The sequence below is a fragment of the Neorhizobium sp. USDA 3394 genome (assembly GCF_056280385.1).
Genome location: NZ_JBWCDU010000002.1, coordinates 1,824,110 through 1,845,070, shown reverse-complemented (window position 1 = coordinate 1,845,070; position 20,961 = coordinate 1,824,110). Strand labels below are relative to the sequence as shown.

Genomic DNA, 20,961 nt, shown 5'->3' with positions numbered 1-20,961 from the left:
CAACTATCCTTCTTATTCGATGCGAGCGGAAGCTTTCCCGGACGCGCGATTCAAAAGTCGATGTCCCATCCGAACTCGGCCGTGCCGGCCGTCTCGTCATGCCATCAGGGCCGTCATGATCCGATCGCGGGTCATCGGCATATGATGGATACGCGTGCCCAGGGCATGGGCGACCGCGTTGCCGATGGCGGCTGCCGTTGGACCGCCTGCGCATTCCCCGACGCCGAGCGGCGGGTATTCGCTGGCCTCGACAAGCTCGACGCGAATCTCGGGTATCTGGGAAAAGCGGATGACCGGATAACTGTCCCAATCGAGCGTCGCGACACCCTTCGGACCGAAGCGGACCTCCTCCATCAGCGTCCAGCTGATGGCCTGGACAATATTGCCTTCGATCTGGTTGAGAATTCCGTCGGGATTGATGGCGAGCCCGGCATCGACGGCGCACCAGACATCCGTGATCCGCACGGCCTCGTCCACGTCGACGGCGGCGACCACCGCCGCATAGGCGGAAGAATTCTTGTAGCGGGCAAGGCCGACACCCAGCCCGCTTCCACCGCCCCCCGCATCGCGGGACGACCAGTTCGCCATCGCGGCCACTTTCTCGAGAACGCGACGGGCGCGAGGGTCGGAAAGGATGGCCAGCCGGTATGCAAGCGGATCTTCGCCGACGCGTGCGGCCAGATCATCGAGAAGGCCTTCGATCGCGAAGACGTTCAGCGTCGCTCCGAGGCCACGCAGTGACGAGGTCCGCACCGGCACGTCGTGGATCAGATGCAATTCGATCCGCTTCGGGCCGATGTCGTAAAGGGGAATGCCGTTGCGGACAGCTCCGCCGCCGCGTTCAAGCGGAATGTCGAAGGGTTTGCGCTCAGGTGGCGGCGTCTTCATGGCGTGGGCGGCGAGCAGGCTGGCGCCGCCGACGCCGGGCCGCTGGCCATGGGTGGCGCTCCAGATTTCGGTGGTCCAGTCGACGGGCCGGCCAGCGGGATCCAGTCCTGCATGGACGGTGACGGTCATGGCGGAGGAGAGCGGCTCATAGCCGAATTCCTCTTCGCGCCGCCACATGAGGCGGATCGGCTGGTCGGGTAGCGCAAGTGCCACGAGGGCAGCGTCGAGGGCGGCGTCGTCGGCACCGTTGTGGCCATAGCAGCCGGCTCCCTGGACATGATGGCAGGCAACTGCGTCGAGAGAAACTCCGACCGTCCTTGCGATATTCTCCCTCAGCGGGTGCATGCCTTGAGCATGGGACCAGACGGTTAGGATACCGTCACGGTAAAGCGCGATCGCGCAGGAGGGCGCGATGGAGCCGTGCGAAAGGAACGGGCGGGTGAAGCGCGCGCAGACGCGATCCGTCGAAAGCGCCGGCGGAGGATCGCCCATAAGACGATCGTCCGAGGGCTGGGAGGCGACCCAGTCGGGCGTCGCCTGTTCGGGGGAGAGATTGAGGGCGTTATCCCAGACGGCGCATTCTGTTGCAGCGACGGCGGCAGCGCGGACCGCGGTCTCGTCGGTGCCGACGAATGCCACGAAATTGTTGAGGCGAACGATGCCAATGTCGGCTCCCGATCTGCGCCGGATGATCGTCTCATCCAGTTGCAGAAGCGCCGCGCCCGGCCCGGGCTGGCGCAATGTCCGCGCGTGCAGCATTCCCGGAAGCACCATATCCTGGAGGAAGCCGGACCCGGTGAGTTTTGCCGGCAGGTCCAGCCGTGGGACAGATCTGCCGACGAAGCGATGAGCGCTTTGGGGTTTTGGCGCAACCGTGCCGGTGGCTTCGGCGGAAAGGTCGAGTTCTCCAGCAATGCTCCAATAGTCGATGCCGCTCGGCGCACCGTTCTTCAAGAAGGCGCCGTCCGCGACCGTCAGCTCGTCGGGCGCCGCATTCAAGCGCAGCGCCGCCCGCGCCAGGGCAAGTGCCCGGACTTCCGCTGCGACGAGGCGGATCGCAGCGCCGGAATGCTCGATGGACCAGCTTGAGGCGGTATAACCTTCGCCTGGACCCTCGACGCTGTTGCCGGACATCATCCGCACTTGGTCTATGCGAAGATCCAGTTCCTCCGCGGCGATCTGCGCAAGCGCCGTCAGCACGCCCTGGCCGAGTTCCACCTTGCCGGTGCCGATCCGCACCGTGTGGTCGTCCTGAAAGCGAAGCCAGCGGTCGAGCCGGGGATTGTCCTTGAGGCTGAAGGTGAGCGCGGGCATCAGGCTACCTTTTCACGCATGTCGGCTGCCGCCTTGAGCACGGCGCGCAAGATGCGCGGGTGCGAACCGCAGCGGCAGAGATTTGCGTCGAGCGCGGCGGCGATGTCGGCCCGTGTCGGGTCGGGATTGTGATCGAGGAAAGCCTTTGCCGCGATCAGAATGCCCGACAGACAGTAACCGCATTGTCCCGCCTGCTCGTCGAGGAATGCCTGCTGCAGCGGGTGCAATGCATCCGCCGAGCCCAAGCCTTCGACCGTCGTGATGGTGCAGCCGGAAAGCGTGCCGATCTCCCGGCTGCAGGAATAGGCGGCAACGCCGTCGATCAGGACCATGCAGGCGCCGCATTGCTCCAAGCCGCAGCCATACCGGCTGCCTTTCAGCCCGAGGTGATTGCGCAGCACGTCCAGAAGCGGCGCTGTCGAAGGCACGTCCAGCTCATGCGCCTGCCCATTGACATTGAGAGTGAGGCATTCGTTCATCCGGTTCAATTCCATCCCTATGCCAGCATCTTCGAGTCCCGGCGAGAGGTGTCGCGGCCGAGTGATTGCGGCCGCGACCCCGAAAAGCCTTACCGCGCCTGCGATGCGCAGCTCAGGTTGGCTCGACAAGCCCGGCCTTGACCAGCGGCTCGATCGAGCGGATCTCGCGTTCGATCGAGCCGGCCATTTCGTCAGGCGAATTGACGACGGGGGTCAGTCCGAGCGACGCAAATTTCTTCTGTGCCGCCGGGGTATCGCTCCACTCCTTGATGGCGGTATGGATCTTGGCTACGATTTCCTTGGGCATTCCCTTTGGACCGACAGCGCCGAACCAGAGGGTCTGTTCGTAGCCGTTGAGGCCCTGTTCTGCGACGGTCTGCACCTCTGGCAGCTCCGGAATTCGCTTGGCCGAGGTCACCGCAAGCCCGCGGATTTTTGCCTCGCGGATATGGGGAAGATAGTTTGACGGGGCGTCGAGCGCGAAGTGGATGTGTCCGCCCAACAGGTCCGCCAGCAGCGGCGGCGAGCCCTTGTAGGGAATATGGTTGATCTGCACGCCGGCCATCTGGCCGATGATGGCAGCGGCTATGTGCCCCTTGGTCCCCGCTCCCGGATTTCCGATATTCAACTTTCCAGGGTTTGCCCTTGCATAGGCGATGAGTTCCTGGACGGATTTCGCCGGAGCCGAAGCGCTTGCGCTCAGCAGCGCCGGGCTTTCAGCGACAATGGAGATCGGTGTGAAGTCCACCTGCGGATCGTATGCAAGGTTCTTTTGCACCACCTTGTTGGCCGCAATCGGCGCGCTGCCGCTGATCATGATTGTGTAGCCGTCGGCTGCTGCGCGCGCGAGCCTGCCGCCGGCCAGGGCCCCGGCTGCGCCAGCGTGGTTCTCGATGACGAATTGCTGGCCGTATTTGGCCGTCAAGGCGTCCGCCACCAGCCGGGCAATTATGTCACTGGTGCCCCCTGGAGGATAAGCCGAGATCACCACCACCGATTTGCTCGGCCAACTGTCGGCCAGCGCAATTCCTCTGGACGCCAGCATGGCAGCTGTCCCGCCCAACACGATAAATTCCCGCCTGTTCATTGCACGTCTCCTCCCACCCGTTAAATCGAGTTCTATAGGCGCAACACTATCGTGCCGGATTGCGAGCGCGAACCTCTGACTGAGACCATTCCGCTGCTTGGAATGGTCCGCTCGATAGCAAGCCTTGATGGCCGTCATTCCGTGCCGGCAAGCCAGCGTTCCTCGCCTTCGTGAAAAGCGCCGAGTTGCTCCGGCTGATCGTCGCCCAGCAGATCGGGTTTTACCGTCACCCCGCGCGTGTGCTGGATATATGCCAGAAATTTGTAGGAGGGGCGCATCGTTGACAGGACCGACCAGTCGATGGGAAGTCTCTCCGCCGGGTTGACGGGCTTGGCGATATCCCTTTCGAACAGGACCTCGAAGGTGAGGAGCTTCCAGGTCCCGGCCTCCCGCACGGCGCGGGAGAAGAACCGGCAGAAGACGTGAAGGTCGATCTCGACGCCATCAGGCCTCGCGCGGTTGAAGATCATCGCCGGACTTTCGACCGTTGCCCGGTCCCCGGTCACTTGCGCAAAGGCGGGAAAGACCCAGTGTTTGCTGTTGCCGGTCGCCTTCATCCACTCGCGCGTCGCGTCCACATAGGCCTGACCGCCGCGTCCCTCGTACCAGCTCGTCCGGACATAGGCGTCGCGGTGGAAGCATGCGCTCATCACGTCAAAACGGCGCTGGTCACGGGCAAAGCGTTCGCGGCGTACGAGATCGAAGAGTTCTTCGCGGTCTAGAAGGGCCTTTAGGCGCGTGCCGTCGTCCTGCTGCATAAGGGTCTCCTCAAGGTTGGTGCGTATATGGATTCCGCGCTGTGCCGATCAGTCGACTTCCTGCAGCCCTTCCTCGCGCACTTTGCGAAAGCGCGGCGACACGATCGACAGGAGTAGCAGGGCGGCGACGACCAATGTTCCGAGACTGAGGGGGCTCGTGAAAAAGACGCTTGCATCTCCGTGAGAGATCAGCAGCGTCCGGCGCAGATATTCTTCCGCCATGGGACCAAGGATCATGGCCAGGATGAGCGGCGCGGGCTCTGCTCCCATCCGCTTGAAGAAATATCCGAGCACGCCGAACAGCGCCATCATGTACACGTCGAAAACGCTGTTGTTGATGCTGTAGACGCCGATGGCCATGAAGACGCAGATCGTCGGGAACAGAAAATGGTATGGCACCGAAATCAGCTTTGCCCACATGCCCACGAGCGGCAGGTTCAGGAAAAGCAACATCAGGTTGCCAATCCACATCGACACGACCAGGCCCCAGAACAGGGCAGGCTGCTGAGACAGGATTTCCGGCCCGGGCTGGACACCCTGCACGACCAGCGCTCCGATCATCAGAGCCATGGTCGCGGTTCCCGGCAGGCCGAGCGTCAGCATCGGTATGAAGCAGGTTTGCGCAGCGGCGTTGTTCGCGGCCTCAGGTGCCGCTACCCCCTCGATCGCACCCCTGCCGAATTGCTCGGGATGCTTCGATATCTTTTTCTCCAGGGCATATGCCGAGAAAGACGCGAGCAGGACGCCGGCGCCCGGCAACACTCCGAGCAGGACCCCGATACCGGTGCCGCGCAGGATCGGCGCAGTCATCCGGCGCCAGTCCTCGGCCGTCGGAAACAGGCTGCTGACGGGCGCGACCCCGACCACCCGCAGACGCTCGTTTTCCAGGTTCATGAGGACGTCGCCCAGACCGAATATGCCGGTGGCGACAACGACGAAATCCAGCCCGTCGAGCAGGTAGGGCGAGCCGAATGTAAACCGTGCGGCCCCTGAATTGATGTCGGTTCCGATCATTCCGAGGATGATGCCGAACAGCGCCATGCCGAAGGCCGTCAGCAGCGACCCGCTGGTCAGCACCATCGAGGTGATGAGGCCGAGCATGATCAGCGAGAAATACTCCGCAGGTCCGAAGGTGAGGGCAAGGCTTGCCAGCAGTGGCGCTGCTATCACGATGAAAAGCGTTCCCACCGTGCCGGCGAAGAAGCTGCCGATGGCGGCGGCCGCCAGCGCGCGCCCGGCTTTGCCCTGCTTTGCCATCTGGTGCCCGTCGAGCGTGGTGACGACGGATGAAGCCTCTCCGGGAAGATTCATCAGGATCGCGGTCGTCGAGCCTCCATACTGCGATCCGTAGAAGATGCCCGCCAGCATGATCAGCGCCGTGTCGACCGGCAGACCGAACGTGAACGGCAGGAGCATGGAAATAGTCGCGATCGGTCCGAGGCCGGGCAGGACACCCACCGCGGTGCCAAGAAGCACTCCCGCAAAACAATAGGCGAAGTTGGACAGCGTCGTTGCCGTCGAAAACCCCAGGAGAAGTCCATTGAAAATGTCCATGTCAATCCTGCAAAGCGGTTAGAAACCGGGAACCCGTAGCCAGCTTCCCACGATGGGGATGGGCAGGCCGAGGAGTTCGATGAAGACGACGGAGCAGAGCGCGGCAAAGGCGAGAGAGCCTGCGGCGGTCTTCCATCCGATGTGAAATTTGATGCTCGTCGCCGCGGTCAAGATCGTCAGCAGGAGAACGGCCAGCGGCAACCCCAGTGTCTCGACCGCCAGCCCGAAAATCACGACGGCGCCGGGGATCAACAAGAGCGGCTTCCACCGGATGGCGGGCAGAATTTCCGGCTGTGCGAGCTGCGACCGAAACAGGACGAGGAGGCCCGTCAACACCAGCAAGCTCGAAATGATGACAGGAAAATAACCCGGCCCCATCCGGCCTGAGGTGCCGAATGGGTAACTCATCGCAACTGAAACGGACACGACGCCAAAAACAACGAAAAAGAGTCCCAGTAGAACGTCTTGGCTCAGCTTCATTCGAGGCTCCCATCCCAAAGTTGTTCATGCGATTTGCAATAATGCGCGCTCATTGGTCTGTCCAACAAGCGGACCAATACCCCTCGCCAGATCGCAACATTCACAATACAAAGCCGGCTCACGCTGGCAATGTCGCAGACAATCTGTTTCGCCAGACGATTGACCAACCTGCAGAAGCAGCGGGAAGGCAGCGCCAGAAGGCGCCACCGCTTTTGAAAATCTGCGGCTTCAGCGGCTAGAGATGGCGGCCTTCGTCGACCGGTATGACGATCCCAGTCGAACTGGTGAGGTTGACGATGCAGGCTGTCACTGCCCGCGCGACATCGTCGGGAGCGGTGATCCTGGCAAGAGGAAGTCGTTCTGCGACTTTTTGCAGCTGATCCCGGGTACGGTGAGGAACGAAATCCGTATCCACCCCGGCGGGCGAAACGGAGAAAACCCGAACTTTGGGCGCCAGCACCTTGGCAAGCGCAATTGTGAGCGCATCCAATCCGCCCTTCGCCGCAATATAGGCCAGGCTGCTTCCCACGCCGGTCCGGGCGGCAATAGAGGAGATATTGACAACGGCGGCGTTGTGGCCTTGCTCCAGCATCGGGCGGAACGCCCGAACCATCGCGAAGGGGCCTCTGAGGTTTATCGCTACGGCGCGATCGAATATGTCGTCGGTGAGTGCGTCGAGATCATTTGCCGCGACCGGGGTCGTCGCACCCCCGCAATTGACCAGGGCATCGAGGCTACCGAATTTTTCACCGACGGCAACGGCTGCCTCCGCGACGGATGCCGGATCATCGATCGCGATGCGCAGGGCCATGTGGCCGCTGCCATAAAGGCTTTGGACGACGTCAGCGGCGATCTCCGGGCGGCTGTTGTAGCCGACGACGATGGTGGTGCCCATCCGGGCGAGCCGAGCGGCGATGGCGCGCCCGATCCCGCTGTTTCCGCCGGTCACGAGCGCAACTCTTGGAACGGCCAGTTCCGGAACTTCGATCAGTGGCATTTTTTCTCCCCAAAAGACCTGCCGACAATGAATTTAAGCCGAATATTCCCTGAGAGCCGCGGCGGCGGCCGATCGGATGAAGCCATGGTCGCTCGACACCAGCATCGCGCGCGCGCCGAGTTCGGCCGCAAAATCGAAGTCGGCCTTGCTGGTCGGCAACATCATGAGCGGAATATCGGCCGCTCGTGCCGCCGCCGCGATCTGCCTGCTTAGTTCCGCCACCTTGGCGCCGGCATGCGGATCGCCTCGGTGTGCTGCCGTCAGATCTCCCCGGCCGATGAACAATGCGTCTATGCCATCTACCCTGGCAATATCCGCCGTCAGGTCAACGGCTTCGAAATCCTCGATCATGGCGATGCAGGCGACCCGGCTGTCCTGCAGCGACATATGATGCTCCGCGTCAATACGTCCCCAATTGCTGGCGCGTGTCAGTCCGGCAAAACCTCGGCTGCCTCCCGCATACCGGCAGCTGCGTGCGATTGCCCGAGCCTTTTCGACCGTGCTTACATGCGGGACCATGATCCCCATCGCGCCCGAATCGAGCGCCGACAGGATGTTTGCTTCACTGAATTCGGCGATGCGCACGACGGGCGCGATATTCGATGCACGAGCGGCAAGGATCATCAGGTCGGTTATGTCGCGGCCGAGCGCGGCATGCTCCTGGTCGATGACCACGAAATCGTAGCCGATCGCCCCCAATATCTCGACCACCTGCGTCGTGGGAAGCTTGAGGAATGTGCCGAGCATCCGCTGGCGTGTCAGCAGTCGTTCACGGAATGCGGTAAAAGCGGGACGCTGTTCTGTCATCTGGCTACCTTTCGTTGCCGATCCCTAGCCATTTCATCGCCAGGAGCGAAGGCAATTGCGGCCCCGTTTCTCCCTGCGAAACATTCCCCACCCGGCCGGCGTTTCTTCTCGCGAAACGGGCGGCGATACCAATTGCGATCCGCGGCTTCGGATGCGAGCCAATGTCTCAGGACAGTGCGACTTCATTCGCGCGTGACGTTCAACGAGGAACACAAAGCCTTGGCTAATCCGACCATCATAAGCTGCGCCGTCACAGGCAATATCACGACGATCGACCAGACCCCTTATCTGCCTGTCACTCCGGAGCAGATTGCTACTGCCTGCATCGATGCTGCGCGGGCGGGCGCTGCGATCGTGCATATCCATGTGAGGCATCCGGACGGCAGGCCCAGCGTGGAATTGCAGCACTACCGCGAGGTTGTCGAGCGCCTGCGGGCAGCGGACGAGGACGTGATCATCAACCTCACGACCGGCCCCGGCGGGCGGTTCGTTCCCAGCGAAGACGAACCGCGCATCGCGGCGCCCGGGACCACGCTGATGCGACCGGAGCAGCGGGTCGAACATGTCGCTTATCTGCGGCCCGAGATCTGCAGTCTCGATTTCAACACGATGTATTCCGGTTCGTCCGTGGTCATCAATACGCCCCGCAATCTCGCAGTCATGGCGGACATCATTCGCAATGCGGGTGTACTGCCGGAGATCGAGGTATTCGATACGGGAGACATACAGCTCGCCAACCAGTTCCTTCAGGAGGGGAGGCTGGCGGAGCCCGCACTGTTCCAGATCGTGCTCGGAGTGCGTTACGGGGCAGTCGCCACGCCGGAAACGCTGATGTACATGAAATCGCTTCTGCCGGCACGCGCTCATTGGGCGGCGTTTGGCGTAGGGCGCTGGGAGTTTCCGATGCTGGCGCAGGCCTGGCTTCTGGGCGGTCACGTTCGGGTCGGGCTGGAGGATAACATCTATCTGGAAAAAGGCGTCCTCGCCTCGAGCAACACCGTGCTCGTGGAGAAGGCCGTGCGCATTTTAAGAGAGCTGGGAGGCGCCATCGCGACCGCCGGCGAGGCGCGAGAAATTCTGGGGCTCAAGAAGCAGCTTCCAAAGTCGCGCTAGAACCTGCCGGCGGTGCATGCCGCTCGGCCGGTTTCCCGGGAACCCGCGGCGCAGCCCTGCTCAAAACAATCCGGTTCCCTGGCGCAAGCCAGACGATTTCGACGACAGCCAGCAGTTCTGGCAGAAAAGCGGAGATGCCAATGTACGTTCAGAGTGATCCACGATCCAATCTGTCCAATGCTGCAAAACCTAGCGGCACGAAAGTGCACAGCAGCTATTTCGGCTCGCAGCTTTCCCTATTCTACGAAGCCGTGCCCCAGATCGCCGATGCCAACGGCGACACATGGATCAGCCGTGGACAGAACTTTGTCGTTGCATACAGCAACGCGAAAGAGGGCGGGCTCTTCTCACGGCGGTCGCAGCCCGATGAATATGCCTTGATCATTCCCGACAGGGAGACGTCGGTCGAAATCACGACCGCAGATGGAACCACCGTCGTTCCGGGATATTCCATCGCCTTCGTGCCGCCGGGCGACAGCTCGATCCGGGTATCCACGGGCGGCAGCATCGTGCGCCTTTTTACACCGAAGTCCGAGGACCTCGCCAGCATCGCCTCGAACGCGGATGCCTTCCTCGGGGCGCATCCCAATGTCCCACCCTTCGAAGCCTGGCCGGAGCCGCCCGGCGGGCTGAAGTTGAAGTGGTACACGCTGGAGGTTCCGGACGATCCGTCCCGGTTCGGGCGCATCTACCGCTCTACGACGTTCATGATCAATTACCTGTCGCCGCGCATCGGTCCTCGCGAACGGGACAAAGTGTCCCCGCACCATCACGACGATTTCGAGCAATGCTCGCTGGCGTTAAGCGGTTCCTTTACGCACCATCTGCGCTGGCCCTGGACCACGAACATGAACATCTGGCGGGAGGATGAACATCTCTACTGCGAATCGCCGTCGATCTGCGTTATTCCTCCGCCCGCGATCCACACGACAACCGCTGAATCCGCTGGCGTAAACCAACTGGTGGACATCTTCGCGCCGCCACGGATGGATTTTTCGCAAAAGCCGGGCTGGGTCCTCAACGCGGACGATTACCCGATGCCGCAGTCCTGACGGTCTATCGGTCGGCCGCCGGCTCCGGGTCTCAGGTTCGGCCGCTACTCCGGAACGGTGTGGGCAAGCGCCGGATCGACGGCAAGGACAACTTTGCCGATCTGGCGGTTTTCGTCCAGGATGCGATGAGCCTCCTGCACTTGTCCGAACGGGACGACCTGATGAATGCGGGTGACGATGCGGCCGTCCTCGATCAGCGGCCAAACGTAACCGACCAGGTCCTTCGCAAGCCGTCCCTTGTAGGAGGGCGGCCTTGGTCTCAGCGTCGATCCGGTGATCGTCAGTCGTCGGCGAACCAGCGTACGGATATCCACCTGCGCCGTGCTGCCTTGATGGCTGGCGATGAAGACGAGCCGGCCGTCGTCCTTCAACAGGTCCAGCTGGCGCTGCGTCCCATTTCCGGCTTGCCCGTCCAGGATGACATCGACCCCTTCGCCGCCGGTCAGGCCGCGGATGTGTTCATCCCAGGCATCGCGATAGTCAACCGCGGCTTGCGCGCCAATCATCCTGCAGACAGCCCGTTTGTCATCGGTGCCGGCGGTTGCAAAGACGGTCGCGTCTCGAAGATGTCTGGCGATCTGGATGCCGGCCATTCCAACCCCGCTGGTTCCACCCTGGATCAGCAGGGTCTCCCCATATTCCAGACGCGCCAGCCAGATCAGATTGTTCCAGGCCGTGAAGAAGACTTCCGGAAGCGAGGCAGCCTCTATAAAGCTCAGACCTTTCGGGATCGGCATGCATTGCACAGCCGGCGCCACGCAGAACTCCGCATAGCCGCCGCCGTTGACGAGCGCGCAGACCAGGTCTCCCACCCGAAGCCCGTCAACACCTTCGCCGACATCGTCGATGATACCGGCAACGTCGAGACCGGGAATTTGCGAGGCGCCCGGCGGTGGCGGATAGAGACCGCGCCGCTGCTGGACATCCGGCCGATTGACCCCGGCTGCGACGACACGGATCAGCACTTCTCCGGCCTGCGGCCGCGGCCGCGGTCGTTCAACGATCCGAAGAACTTCAGGCCCGCCCGGACGTTCGATCCCGATGACTTGCATGTAGCGAGGTCAGCTGAACGGAATGGTCACGTCGCCAATCCGACCAGCTTGGCCGGATTGTCCGCGACCATGGTGCGTACGTCCGTTTCGCTGAATCCCAATGCCAGGCACAGCTTGATCGCCTGGCGCATGCCTTCCACAGGCGTCGGATTGTCGATCTGCCCGAGATCCGAGCCGATCGAGGAATGTTCGACGCCAGCAGCCATGATGTGTTCCTTGAATTCCTCCGGCGTATAGGTGTTGAAGCGGGAATCGACATACAGTCCAGCGGACTGTTCGATGACGGCGCCGAGTTGAGCCAGTTCACGAACGTCGTCGGGCGTGAAGTGGAGCCCGTACATGGGATGATTGACGAGCAGACGCTTGACGCCGCGGGCACGCGCTTCATCGAAGAGCTTCCAGATTTCCCAGACATGCAGATGCCCGGAGGACAGAATGACATCGAATTCCGCAATCATGTCGAGGATCTGCTTCACCTCGTCCAAAATGTTCCCATAAGCATCGACAGGCGTCAGCGCCGGCGAATGCCTCAGCTGGACATTTGAAGCAAGCCGCGTCTTGCGATGCGCGCTGCGGATGTGATTGGCCGCCTGTGCGGTTGGCATCCAGATCAGCTTTGCGCCCATTTTCAGCTGGGCGTCGACGACGAACGGGTTCAATCCGCCCGTCGAATTGTTGAGCACGAGGCCGCTGAACATCGACAGACCTCGGTCTCCGAGCAGCCGCTCCATCATCGGGATCACTGGCGCCACCGAATAGTGATGGTCTTTAAACAGAAGTCCGCGCATACCCGCCGCCGCCGCCTCCTCGGCGGCCTCCATGTGGTCCAGCTTACGAGGCATCGTCGAGGGGCCGGAGTGAACATGAAGATCAACTGCGCCACGCAGCAAAGTGCTTGCCAATTCATCGTCAACACCGGCGATAAGCCTTCTGACTTCCTGTCTATTGCGGTTCATGTCGTCTGCCGAAGCCATGGCAATCTCCTGCTTACATCTTGAACCTCCCTAAAGCTTGACTCCAGATCGCGACAACTTATCATCCCCGGCATTTCGCTAGTCGAAACAGCCATCTAGATTCTACGGGAGGAGGATCCATGGGCATTCGAGCAATCGAACGCGCGATGAATGTTCTGCAAGAGCTGAACCTTCACCCAATCAATACAATTGCCCAATTGCATGCCCGGACAAAGCTCCCGAAACCTACCCTCGTTCGCATCCTGCGTACGCTCGAGGAAGCCGGATATGTCGAAAATGACACGCGGCAGGGAGGCTATCAGGTCAGCGGGCTGGTGACGTCCCTGAGCTCCGGCTTTCACAAGGGGCCGCTGGTGGTGGAAGCGGGCCGCGCCTGGGCCATCGCGATGACCCGCAAACACAAATGGCCGATAGCGATAGCCCTGCCCGACTACGATGGGATGGTGGTGCGCTTCAGCACGGTGCCGGACAGCTTCATTTCGCCGTTTCACAGCACGGTCAACAAGCGCCTCTGTCTGCTTACGCGCGGACTGGGGCTGGCTTACCTTGCCTTCCTCGAGAAGGATGAATTCGACCTGATCATCGACGTGCTGAAGAGATCGGACGATCCGGAGAACGCGCTCAGCCATCATCCAGCCGAACTGAAGCGGGTTATCGGCAAGGTTCATCGAGACGGCTATGCCACCCGGTCGTCTCTCGTGGAGCCGAAAAACTCCAATACCATTGGGGTTCCCATCATGGGCCAGGGCGGGCGGGTGCTAGCGAGCATAGGACTGACCTACTTCAAGTCGGCCTTCGGCTCGGAACGGGAAGCTTGCGAACGCTACGCCCCGATCCTGCAGTCGGCCGCGGGTGCGATCTCGGAAGATCTGGACCGCCTCTCCAACAGTTTTGCCACCTGATCCACCCGGGCCGCCTGCCGGACCGAGACAGCAAGGGCTGCTGGACCGTCTCGGCAAGAACTGCTGTCGATTGGCGGCCATATCAGCTGATGCGGCCGCTTTTCAGAACATGTTCGGTGCCGTTGCGGACATGCCGCGTCAGTATATCCCGAGCGCCGTCAACATCCCGTTTCATGGCAAGCTCGAAAAGCCGCCGGTGGTCGTCCACCACCGGTTTGCCGCGAAAACTCTCGGCCAGCAGATGGTAACGCAGGAAGCGGTCGAAGACGGACGAGAGCGTCGCCATCAGCGTCTCGGAATTGCAGGCCGAGACGAGCGCCTGATGAAATTCCCAATCGTAACGTACCCAATCGACGGTACGTGAGGCATCGCCCTCGAGAAGCTGACGCTCGATCGCCGAAAGCTTGTGATGCGCTGCCACGATGCGCGCTTCCCAATCAAGATCTCCCGTTGCGAAGGAGAGGCCGATCGCATGGCTCTCAAGCAGGATGCGAAGATCCGCCAGTTCCAGGAGTTCCTGCCGGGACGCCGGGCTCACCTCAAACCCACGCTGCCCTTCGGCAATAACAAGGTTCTCTGTGGTGAGCCGGCTCAATATTTCCCTGAGCGTCGAGACGCTGACGGAATAACGCTCCTTGGTTTGCTCCAGCCTGATTTTGGAACCGGGGGGCAGTGCGCCGGAAATGATATCCTGGCGTATCCGCCTGAATACGGTCTCGCCGATCGTCTGGGCGGCCTCTTTTTCCGATTTGAGCATGTTTCCCCCTTTGAGCTCATCGTATATAGCTGATGAAAAGAAAAATATAGGATATAACCTGGTTAGTATGCTATTTTCTGTTTTATGTCCGAAGGCTCGAAAAGCCAGGCAAAGGCAGAATTGACTTATACGAACTATTTCGTACAATACGGAGGTGCAACGTTCTCGGGAGGAATGGCTTGCACTAGGCAGGCTTCGTCGCAGGTAAGCGGCGCGCCGTGAGGAGGAGGAACCAGCCCATGACATTCGAACTGACCCGCCGACACTTTCTCGGCGCCACATTGGCAACCGCCGCCCTGTCCGTGCCGGCGATGGCGCAGGACAAGCCGGTCCTGAAGTTTTCCGCGGTATTTTCCGAACAGGATATTCGCGCCCAGATGACCAAGATGTTCGCCGAGGCGATCGCCGGCTCGTACAAGCTGGAGCCTTATTACGGCGGCAACCTCTTCAAGCAGGGCACCGAGCTCGTCGCCATCCAGCGCGGCAATCTGCAGATGGGCAATATCGCTCCGCAGGATGTTTCCAACCAGATTCCGGAATGGTCAGTGCTCACCTCGGCCTATCTGTTCCGCGACGCGCAGCATGTGACCAAGTTCTTCCGGAGCGAGGCCGGCGCGGAATTCAAGAAGATGGCCGACGAAAAACTCGGCGTTTATATTCTCGGCCCAACCTATTTCGGCGCTCGGCAGATCGGTTTGAAGCCGAACAAGAAGATCACCACGCCCGCGGACATGGCGGGTATCAAGCTGCGCATGCCGGGTGGCGATGCATGGCAGTTCCTCGGCGCCGCGCTCGGGGCCAACCCCACGCCGATGGCTTATGCCGAAGTCTATACCGGTCTGCAGACCGGCGCGATCGACGGCCAGGACAATCCGCTGCCGAACGTCAAGAACATGAAGTTCTATGAAGTCATGTCGCAGATCGTCATGACCTCGCATCTCATCGGCTACGATCTGCTGACCATTTCCAGCAAGATCTGGAAGGGCATGAGCGCCGACCAGCAGAAGTCCTTCCAGGCCGCCGCCGACAAGGCGATGAAGTGGAGCGAGGACCAGCACCTTGCGCAGGAGAAGACGCTGGTCGACGAATTCAAGAAGGCCGGTCTCAATATCTACGAGCCGGACATCGCTGCCTTCCGCAAATTTGCCCAGGAGAAATACCTGGCCTCCGATCTTGCCAAGTCGTGGCCAAAGGGCGTTCTCGAAAAGGTTGCGGCAATCTGAAATAGTCCGCCCAAGGGCGGGCTCCTCACAAATGCGGCGGCGGGCCGGAGCGATCAAACGCCCGGTCTGCTGACCGAGCCTCCGGGGGAGGGGGTAAATGAATTCGAAACTTATCGCTGCGAGCGGCTGGCTGCGGCGCCGCGCCGAAAATCTCCTGGCGCTGATGCTGCTCGGGATGTTTGTCGCTTTCGTGCTGCAGATCATCTTCCGCTACATCCTGAACCTTTCGGTTGGCTGGACCAACGAGATCAGCGTCGTGTTGTGGATCTGGATCGTGCTGTTCGGCGCTGCCTTCGTGGTGCGGGAAGTGGAGGAGATCCGCTTCGACTTCTTCTGGGCTGGCGCGGGTGACAGGGCGCGGCGGGTGATGCAGATCATCTGCGCCATCGCGCTCGTCGTCCTGTTCGGCATATCCCTGCCGGCGGTGATCGACTACGTGAGTTTCATGAAGGTGGAAAGCACCGCCTATTTGAAGATCCGCTTCGACTACCTTTATTCCATCTATATCGTCTTCGCCGTCGCGATGATCGTGCGTTACATATGGCTCGGAGTGCTCGCTGTACGCGGCAGGGCGCCCGAAGCCTTTGATCCCACTAAAGCGGGCTCGGGCGTATGAACTTCACAAGCCCCTTTTCGATCGCGATCGTCGTCATCACGGCGCTCGCCTTCCTCGGCCTGCCGATCGGCCTTTCCATGATGTGCGGCTCGATCCTCTACCTGCTCCTCGCCGGGGCGGACATGGGCACGGTGGCCGAACAGTTCCTGAATGGCATGTATTCGAACTATGTCATCCTGTCGGTGCCGCTCTTCGTGCTGGCCGCAGAGTTCATGAATATCGGTTCGATGACCGAACGGCTGCTGGCGTTCTGCAACGTACTGGTCGGCCGCTTCCGTGGCGGGCTGGCGCAGGTCAACGTGGTGCAGAGCATCATCTTTGCCGGCATGTCGGGGTCGGCGATCGCCGATGCCGCCGGAAGCGGCCGGATGATGCAGAACATGATGACGCGGGATGGGCGCTACACGCCAAGCTTTGCCGCGGCGTTGACGGCCGTCACGTCAGTCATCGGCCCGATCATCCCGCCCTCGATCCCGATGGTCATCTATGCGCTCGTGTCGGATGCCTCGATCGGCTACCTCTTCCTCGCAGGGATGGTGCCTGGCCTGCTGATGGCCGGCCTGCAGATGATGCAGGTGGCGATCACCGCGCGGCGCAAAAATTTCCCCGTCGAAGATCCGGTGCCGCTGCGGGATATTCCCCGCATCACCTGGCGCGCCTTCCCGGCCTTGATGATGCCGGTCGTGCTGCTCGGCTGCATCTATTCAGGTATTACGACCCCGACCGAAGCCGCCGCGCTCGCGGCTGCCTATGCGCTGGTGATCTCGCTGGTCATATACCGGAGCATCAGCTTCGGAGCCTTCTACGATTCGCTTTTGCTCAGCGCCAAGTCGACGGCGTCCATCGGCATGCTGATCGCCGGCTCTCTGGTGTTCAACTATGTCGTGACGATCGAAAATATCCCCGACGCCCTGCGGGTGCTGTTGACCAGCTGGGACCTGACGCCCACCAGCTTTCTCATCCTTGTCAACATCCTGCTGCTTCTGCTCGGCTGCGTGCTGGAGGGCACGGCGATCCTCCTGATCATCGTGCCGGTCTTCATTCCGACCGCCCAGGCGCTCGGAATCGACATGGTGCATTTCGGGGTCGTGGTGGTCGTCAACATCATGCTCGGCCTCGTCACGCCACCTTACGGTCTGCTGCTCTTCATCATGACGAACATTTCCGGCGTGCCGGTGAAGGACATCATCAAGGACGCGGCACCCTTCATTTTCTGGATGGTGGTCAGCCTGGTCATCATCACTTTCGTGCCGGACGTCGTCCTCTGGCTTCCGCGCCTAATGGGTTATCAGGGGTGAACCGATGAAGCCGATCTATATTCTCAACGGTCCGAACCTCAATCGGCTCGGGAAACGCGAGCCGGAAATCTACGGCACCACGACGCTTGCGGAAGTGGAGGCGTGGTGCCGGGAGGCGGCGGGCGAACGCCCGGTCGAATTCCGCCAGACCAACAGCGAGGAGAAGCTGATCGACTGGGTGCATGAGGCAATCGACGAGGGTGCGGGGATCATCATCAATCCTGCCGCTTTCACCTTCACGTCCCTGGCGCTCCTCGATGCTTTGAAGATGTTCCAGGGGCCGATCATCGAGTTTCACATCAGCAACGTCCATCGCCGCGAACAGATCTATCACAACTCCTATGTCTCCATGACGGCGACGACGGTGATGGCCGGTCTCGGGGCTACAGGCTATCCGCTGGCGGTGAAGGCGTTGGAGCGACTGATCGAAGAGCAGAGACGATAGGCCATCTCGAGCGGCCGGCGTTCCGGCAAATAACGCTCGCACCCCAAAAGGCTAATATTGACAGGCAATGTATACAGACCTATTGCTGGTATAACGCAATTGTGGGGGAGCGGCAGGCCGGCGGTTTTCTTGGTCGCGTATGGCATTCCTTTTTATCCAGGTTTTTCTTGCAGTGTCGATGCCCGGGGCGGAGTTAATCGTTTCCATGGGCGGTTGTTGGCAAGACGCGACGGAAGAGGCGAGGCTGTATACACGGGATTTGCAAATCCGGGCCAAATTCTCAGAAGCGACTGGGACATGTCTGGTCACGTTCTGCCGGCTGACGAAAGCGGAAAATAGTCGGACGCCAAACTGTTGCGGCCGTTGACTGTTGATCGCGATGTCCCCGATATATCCCGACAGGTTGTGATGGGCCGGAGGCCGCAAGGAGGACGCGGCCCGTCGACAGGAGTTTTGAGAACAGTTCGTCTTAGAGGAGGAAAGAGAATGATCACCAGAAGAACATTGATGGCTGCGGCCGGTCTCGCCATGGGCGGGCTCGTTGCCATTCCGGCGTCCGCGCAGGAGACGGTCAAGATCGGCCTTATCCTGCCGATGACCGGCCCGTTCGCATCCACCGGCCGCCAGGTCGAAGCGGGCGTCAAGGCCTATATGGCGCTGAACGGCGATACCGTCGCCGGCAAGAAGATCGAAGTCGTGCTGCGCGACGACGGTGGTGTCGCCGACCAGACCCGCCGCATCGCCCAGGAACTCGTCGTCAACGACGGCGCCAAGATGCTGATGGGCTTTGGCTTGACGCCGCTTGCCATGTCGGTTGCGCCGGTTCTCAACCAGGCGAAGATCCCGGCGATCATCACCTCGGCTACGACCTCGGCGATCATGCCGCAGTCGCAATACTACGTCCGCACCTCGATGGGCGGCCCACAGTCCGCCGTTCCGGTGGCCACCTGGGCGGTGCAGAACAACCTGAAGAAGGTGGTGACGCTGGTCTCCGATTACGGCCCGGGGATCGATATCGAGCAGGGGTTCACCAACCAGTTCAAGAAAGACGGCGGCACGATCGTCGAGGCGATCCGCGTGCCTTTGGCGAACCCGGATTTCGCCCCCTTCCTGCAGCGCGTCCGTGACGCCAAGCCCGACGCGGTCTTCGCCTTCGTGCCGGCCGGCATCGGTGCGCAGTTCATGAAGCAGTATGTCGACCGCGGCCTGGCCGACGCCGGCATCAAGCTGATTGCCACCGGCGACGTCACCGACGACGACCTGCTGAACGGCATGGGCGCGGTCGCCAAGGGCGTCATCACCGGCCATTTCTATTCGGCCCTGCACGACAGCCCGGAAAACAAGGCTTTCGTCGCCCAGGTCAAGAAGGCTGCCAACAACATGCGCCCGAACTTCATGTCGGTCGGCGGCTATGACGCCATGACGCTCGCCTATATGGCGCTGAAGAAGACCAATGGCGATACCGACGGGACCAAGCTCATCGAAGCCATGAAGGGCGCCACTTGGACGAGCCCGCGTGGCCCGATCACCATCGATCCGGCCACCCGCGATATCATCCAGGACATCTACATGCGCGAAGTCAAGGAAGTAAACGGCGAACTCTACAACGTTGAATTCGCGACCTTCCCGAAGATCAAGGACCCGAACGCCAAGTAAGGCGAGGTTGGTATTGCCAAGATAGGAATGGCGGGCTTTGGTCCGCCATTTTTGGTTTTGGGCCTGCTTACGGCCCGGGGCGAACGTTGCGCTTGAATGGAGCTTTTCCCACGGAGAGTCTCGCGCGATCGGCGTTGAATTAGCGGCCGACCGCCCCGTTGTTCCTTGGTTCGTTCGTTGGCGGCTAGATCCATCGCTAATTGAGCACGTTGAAAAGCCACAATCATGGTCCTTGTGCCAACTTCGCGTTGATCGCGACGTTACTGTCGCCCGTGAAATCATTCGTGAGCGATCCATCGATCACGAGGTCTCCGATGTATTTCACAGTGCACAGCCGTCGCCGATGGTCAGAAATCGCGACTAAGGCAACCATTCAGTTTGGCCTGAAGCTCTTCGTGGGGATAGTCGTTTTCGTTGGTGCCGCCCATGCCAGTGCGTCTGAGCCTGCCACTACAAAGCGAGGTCACGACCTCGTCTCGGACAACTGTTCCGTCTGTCACGCCATCGGCAAAACAGGCGATAGCCCGCTTGCGGCTGCTCCGCATTTCAGGGACCTTCATCAGCGCTACGACGTGGAATTCCTGATGGAGGCGCTGGTCGAGGGGATAACGACCGCACACCCGGAGATGCCGGAATTTCGGTTCAGCTCTCCGGACGCCGCGGCAATTGTCGCTTACCTCAAGTCACTGGAAGAACCGAAAACCCGAGACTGAGCCTACCGTGTCATTCCTCAGTGCGTCGCAGCCGTACCATTTTCATATATCGTAGATTGGGCGATCGGGTAGATCTCGCCGTCGGAAGCCGACATCAACTGACGACGGTTCCATAAGTATGCTTACGCCTGACAACGGATGCGATCCGGGTCTATATGAAGGGCACCGTAAGCCCGCCGTTCATATATTGACTTTGGATGATATCTTTCTGCGCCCATGCAGGACGCGGACGATTTCAATGGTACCGCCACTGAGCCGATAAAGAGTCAGATATTCACCTGAGACGAGATGCCGAAGTCCAGGCGCGATATCGTCGCGCGCAACTCCCGAGTAGGGGTGTCGGGCGAGATTGTCCCAGCGTGCTTCAATCGCGTCAAGAACACGGTCAGCTGCAGATATGTTGTCAACGGCTATGTAGGACCATATCTCTATCAGGTCCTCGTCCGCACGATTGGTTCGGATAACTGGAAGCACGGTTAGCGTTCGTGTCGTGAGGATTCTAATCGTTCGCGCGCTGTAGCTTTTACCTCTGCCATTGTCGTGCGCGAACTTGGGCCGCTTTCGATGCCCTCCTGCACGAGCACTCGCAAATCCTCGACGGTATAGCCGAGTAAATCACGTCGCTCCTTCCACTCGCGGACGGCATCACGGATGGCTTCGCTCGTCGATGCATATTCGCCAGCATCGACCGCGCTTCGCACAAAGCCCGCCATTTCGGATGTCAGTGCAATCGTAATTTTCTCGACCGTCGCCATACTTTTCAGCCTCCGACTTACGCGTAATGGTATGCGATTGG

Annotated in this window: 22 protein-coding genes; 9 read left to right on the top strand and 13 right to left on the bottom strand. The window is 60.8% G+C overall.

Annotated elements, in window-relative coordinates:
- Positions 1 to 96: 96 nt before the first annotated feature.
- The 8 genes from ACZ9EJ_RS30300 to ACZ9EJ_RS30265 form a co-directional block, all read right to left on the bottom strand.
- The gene (locus tag ACZ9EJ_RS30300; protein WP_046629596.1) at positions 97 to 2,202 is read right to left on the bottom strand and encodes a molybdopterin cofactor-binding domain-containing protein; all 2,106 of its coding nucleotides are present in this window, start codon (positions 2,200 to 2,202) and stop codon (positions 97 to 99) included.
- Entirely contained in the window at positions 2,202 to 2,681 is a 480-nt protein-coding gene (locus tag ACZ9EJ_RS30295) for a (2Fe-2S)-binding protein (protein ID WP_046629796.1), read from the bottom strand. Before ACZ9EJ_RS30295 ends, ACZ9EJ_RS30300 begins: the two co-directional genes overlap by 1 nt.
- 112 nt (positions 2,682 to 2,793) lie before the next feature.
- Positions 2,794 to 3,906 carry a Bug family tripartite tricarboxylate transporter substrate binding protein gene (locus tag ACZ9EJ_RS30290; protein ID WP_080955715.1) on the bottom strand — a complete coding sequence of 371 codons (1,113 nt, stop codon included), beginning with the start codon at positions 3,904 to 3,906 and terminating at the stop codon, positions 2,794 to 2,796.
- Positions 3,903 to 4,526, bottom strand: coding sequence for a nuclear transport factor 2 family protein (locus tag ACZ9EJ_RS30285; RefSeq protein ID WP_046629595.1), 624 nt, complete (start codon positions 4,524 to 4,526; stop codon positions 3,903 to 3,905). Before ACZ9EJ_RS30285 ends, ACZ9EJ_RS30290 begins: the two co-directional genes overlap by 4 nt.
- Before the next feature lie 48 nt (positions 4,527 to 4,574).
- Positions 4,575 to 6,080: a tripartite tricarboxylate transporter permease gene (locus ACZ9EJ_RS30280; protein ID WP_046640039.1), complete on the bottom strand. Its 1,506-nt coding sequence runs from the start codon at positions 6,078 to 6,080 to the stop codon at positions 4,575 to 4,577.
- Between the two features lie 18 nt (positions 6,081 to 6,098).
- A complete protein-coding gene (locus ACZ9EJ_RS30275; protein ID WP_046640040.1) occupies positions 6,099 to 6,560 on the bottom strand; it encodes a tripartite tricarboxylate transporter TctB family protein in 462 nt (153 codons plus the stop codon).
- A gap of 235 nt (positions 6,561 to 6,795) precedes the next feature.
- Positions 6,796 to 7,557 (bottom strand): SDR family NAD(P)-dependent oxidoreductase, encoded by a 762-nt coding sequence (locus ACZ9EJ_RS30270; RefSeq protein WP_046629589.1) that lies wholly within the window; start codon positions 7,555 to 7,557, stop codon positions 6,796 to 6,798.
- Between the two features lie 33 nt (positions 7,558 to 7,590).
- Positions 7,591 to 8,364, bottom strand: a complete 774-nt coding sequence (locus ACZ9EJ_RS30265) for an HpcH/HpaI aldolase family protein (RefSeq protein WP_046629587.1) — start codon at positions 8,362 to 8,364, stop codon at positions 7,591 to 7,593.
- Between the two features lie 219 nt (positions 8,365 to 8,583).
- On the opposite strand from ACZ9EJ_RS30265, the gene ACZ9EJ_RS30260 reads away from it, so the two are divergent.
- On the top strand, positions 8,584 to 9,477 hold the full coding sequence (locus ACZ9EJ_RS30260) for a beta-keto acid cleavage family enzyme (RefSeq protein ID WP_046629794.1): 894 nt from the start codon (positions 8,584 to 8,586) through the stop codon (positions 9,475 to 9,477).
- A gap of 251 nt (positions 9,478 to 9,728) precedes the next feature.
- Positions 9,729 to 10,529 (top strand): cupin domain-containing protein, encoded by an 801-nt coding sequence (locus ACZ9EJ_RS30255; protein WP_255736582.1) that lies wholly within the window; start codon positions 9,729 to 9,731, stop codon positions 10,527 to 10,529.
- Positions 10,530 to 10,573: 44 nt separating this feature from the next.
- Here ACZ9EJ_RS30255 and ACZ9EJ_RS30250 read toward each other — a convergent pair whose 3' ends face one another.
- Both ACZ9EJ_RS30250 and ACZ9EJ_RS30245 read right to left on the bottom strand, forming a co-directional pair.
- A complete protein-coding gene (locus tag ACZ9EJ_RS30250) occupies positions 10,574 to 11,581 on the bottom strand; it encodes an NAD(P)H-quinone oxidoreductase (protein WP_046629584.1) in 1,008 nt (335 codons plus the stop codon).
- 26 nt (positions 11,582 to 11,607) lie between these two features.
- On the bottom strand, positions 11,608 to 12,555 hold the full coding sequence (locus ACZ9EJ_RS30245; RefSeq protein WP_052754062.1) for a DUF6282 family protein: 948 nt from the start codon (positions 12,553 to 12,555) through the stop codon (positions 11,608 to 11,610).
- Positions 12,556 to 12,674: 119 nt separating this feature from the next.
- Here ACZ9EJ_RS30245 and ACZ9EJ_RS30240 point away from each other — a divergent pair, with 119 nt between their 5' ends.
- Positions 12,675 to 13,457 (top strand): helix-turn-helix domain-containing protein, encoded by a 783-nt coding sequence (locus tag ACZ9EJ_RS30240; RefSeq protein WP_046629574.1) that lies wholly within the window; start codon positions 12,675 to 12,677, stop codon positions 13,455 to 13,457.
- Between the two features lie 82 nt (positions 13,458 to 13,539).
- On the opposite strand, the gene ACZ9EJ_RS30235 is transcribed toward ACZ9EJ_RS30240, so the two are convergent.
- On the bottom strand, positions 13,540 to 14,214 hold the full coding sequence (locus ACZ9EJ_RS30235) for a GntR family transcriptional regulator (protein WP_046629572.1): 675 nt from the start codon (positions 14,212 to 14,214) through the stop codon (positions 13,540 to 13,542).
- 239 nt (positions 14,215 to 14,453) lie between these two features.
- Between ACZ9EJ_RS30235 and dctP the strand changes: the two genes are divergently transcribed.
- The 6 genes from dctP (at position 14,454) to ACZ9EJ_RS30205 (ending at position 20,165) form a co-directional block, all read left to right on the top strand.
- Positions 14,454 to 15,437: a TRAP transporter substrate-binding protein DctP gene (gene dctP / locus ACZ9EJ_RS30230; protein WP_046629570.1), complete on the top strand. Its 984-nt coding sequence runs from the start codon at positions 14,454 to 14,456 to the stop codon at positions 15,435 to 15,437.
- 97 nt (positions 15,438 to 15,534) lie between these two features.
- Positions 15,535 to 16,053, top strand: a complete 519-nt coding sequence (locus ACZ9EJ_RS30225; RefSeq protein ID WP_046629568.1) for a TRAP transporter small permease — start codon at positions 15,535 to 15,537, stop codon at positions 16,051 to 16,053.
- A complete protein-coding gene (locus ACZ9EJ_RS30220; RefSeq protein ID WP_046629566.1) occupies positions 16,050 to 17,351 on the top strand; it encodes a TRAP transporter large permease in 1,302 nt (433 codons plus the stop codon). The genes ACZ9EJ_RS30225 and ACZ9EJ_RS30220 overlap by 4 nt, the downstream gene beginning before the upstream one ends.
- Positions 17,352 to 17,355: 4 nt before the next feature.
- Positions 17,356 to 17,796 (top strand): type II 3-dehydroquinate dehydratase, encoded by a 441-nt coding sequence (locus ACZ9EJ_RS30215; protein ID WP_046629564.1) that lies wholly within the window; start codon positions 17,356 to 17,358, stop codon positions 17,794 to 17,796.
- A gap of 486 nt (positions 17,797 to 18,282) precedes the next feature.
- Positions 18,283 to 19,452 (top strand): ABC transporter substrate-binding protein, encoded by a 1,170-nt coding sequence (locus tag ACZ9EJ_RS30210; protein ID WP_046629562.1) that lies wholly within the window; start codon positions 18,283 to 18,285, stop codon positions 19,450 to 19,452.
- A gap of 314 nt (positions 19,453 to 19,766) precedes the next feature.
- Positions 19,767 to 20,165, top strand: a complete 399-nt coding sequence (locus ACZ9EJ_RS30205) for a c-type cytochrome (protein ID WP_080955717.1) — start codon at positions 19,767 to 19,769, stop codon at positions 20,163 to 20,165.
- Positions 20,166 to 20,345: 180 nt separating this feature from the next.
- On the opposite strand, the gene ACZ9EJ_RS30200 is transcribed toward ACZ9EJ_RS30205, so the two are convergent.
- Together ACZ9EJ_RS30200 and ACZ9EJ_RS30195 are read right to left on the bottom strand one after the other, a co-directional pair.
- Positions 20,346 to 20,639: a type II toxin-antitoxin system RelE/ParE family toxin gene (locus ACZ9EJ_RS30200; protein ID WP_080954062.1), complete on the bottom strand. Its 294-nt coding sequence runs from the start codon at positions 20,637 to 20,639 to the stop codon at positions 20,346 to 20,348.
- A 2-nt stretch (positions 20,640 to 20,641) separates the two neighbouring features.
- The gene (locus tag ACZ9EJ_RS30195) at positions 20,642 to 20,920 is read right to left on the bottom strand and encodes a type II toxin-antitoxin system ParD family antitoxin (RefSeq protein WP_046629560.1); all 279 of its coding nucleotides are present in this window, start codon (positions 20,918 to 20,920) and stop codon (positions 20,642 to 20,644) included.
- Positions 20,921 to 20,961: the final 41 nt, after the last annotated feature.

Excerpts from the sequence above, each read along its gene's own strand:
- ACZ9EJ_RS30300 (WP_046629596.1), bottom strand. The coding sequence starts at position 2,202 with ATGCCCGCGCTCACCTTCAGCCTCAAGGACAATCCCCGGCTCGACCGC.
- ACZ9EJ_RS30295 (WP_046629796.1), bottom strand. The coding sequence starts at position 2,681 with ATGAACGAATGCCTCACTCTCAATGTCAATGGGCAGGCGCATGAGCTG.
- ACZ9EJ_RS30290 (WP_080955715.1), bottom strand. The coding sequence starts at position 3,906 with ATGACGGCCATCAAGGCTTGCTATCGAGCGGACCATTCCAAGCAGCGG.
- ACZ9EJ_RS30285 (WP_046629595.1), bottom strand. The coding sequence starts at position 4,526 with ATGCAGCAGGACGACGGCACGCGCCTAAAGGCCCTTCTAGACCGCGAA.
- ACZ9EJ_RS30280 (WP_046640039.1), bottom strand. The coding sequence starts at position 6,080 with ATGGACATTTTCAATGGACTTCTCCTGGGGTTTTCGACGGCAACGACG.
- ACZ9EJ_RS30275 (WP_046640040.1), bottom strand. The coding sequence starts at position 6,560 with ATGAAGCTGAGCCAAGACGTTCTACTGGGACTCTTTTTCGTTGTTTTT.
- ACZ9EJ_RS30270 (WP_046629589.1), bottom strand. The coding sequence starts at position 7,557 with ATGCCACTGATCGAAGTTCCGGAACTGGCCGTTCCAAGAGTTGCGCTC.
- ACZ9EJ_RS30265 (WP_046629587.1), bottom strand. The coding sequence starts at position 8,364 with ATGACAGAACAGCGTCCCGCTTTTACCGCATTCCGTGAACGACTGCTG.
- ACZ9EJ_RS30250 (WP_046629584.1), bottom strand. The coding sequence starts at position 11,581 with ATGCAAGTCATCGGGATCGAACGTCCGGGCGGGCCTGAAGTTCTTCGG.
- ACZ9EJ_RS30245 (WP_052754062.1), bottom strand. The coding sequence starts at position 12,555 with ATGGCTTCGGCAGACGACATGAACCGCAATAGACAGGAAGTCAGAAGG.
- ACZ9EJ_RS30240 (WP_046629574.1), top strand. The coding sequence starts at position 12,675 with ATGGGCATTCGAGCAATCGAACGCGCGATGAATGTTCTGCAAGAGCTG.
- ACZ9EJ_RS30235 (WP_046629572.1), bottom strand. The coding sequence starts at position 14,214 with ATGCTCAAATCGGAAAAAGAGGCCGCCCAGACGATCGGCGAGACCGTA.
- dctP (WP_046629570.1), top strand. The coding sequence starts at position 14,454 with ATGACATTCGAACTGACCCGCCGACACTTTCTCGGCGCCACATTGGCA.
- ACZ9EJ_RS30225 (WP_046629568.1), top strand. The coding sequence starts at position 15,535 with ATGAATTCGAAACTTATCGCTGCGAGCGGCTGGCTGCGGCGCCGCGCC.
- ACZ9EJ_RS30220 (WP_046629566.1), top strand. The coding sequence starts at position 16,050 with ATGAACTTCACAAGCCCCTTTTCGATCGCGATCGTCGTCATCACGGCG.
- ACZ9EJ_RS30215 (WP_046629564.1), top strand. The coding sequence starts at position 17,356 with ATGAAGCCGATCTATATTCTCAACGGTCCGAACCTCAATCGGCTCGGG.
- ACZ9EJ_RS30210 (WP_046629562.1), top strand. The coding sequence starts at position 18,283 with ATGATCACCAGAAGAACATTGATGGCTGCGGCCGGTCTCGCCATGGGC.
- ACZ9EJ_RS30205 (WP_080955717.1), top strand. The coding sequence starts at position 19,767 with ATGTATTTCACAGTGCACAGCCGTCGCCGATGGTCAGAAATCGCGACT.
- ACZ9EJ_RS30195 (WP_046629560.1), bottom strand. The coding sequence starts at position 20,920 with ATGGCGACGGTCGAGAAAATTACGATTGCACTGACATCCGAAATGGCG.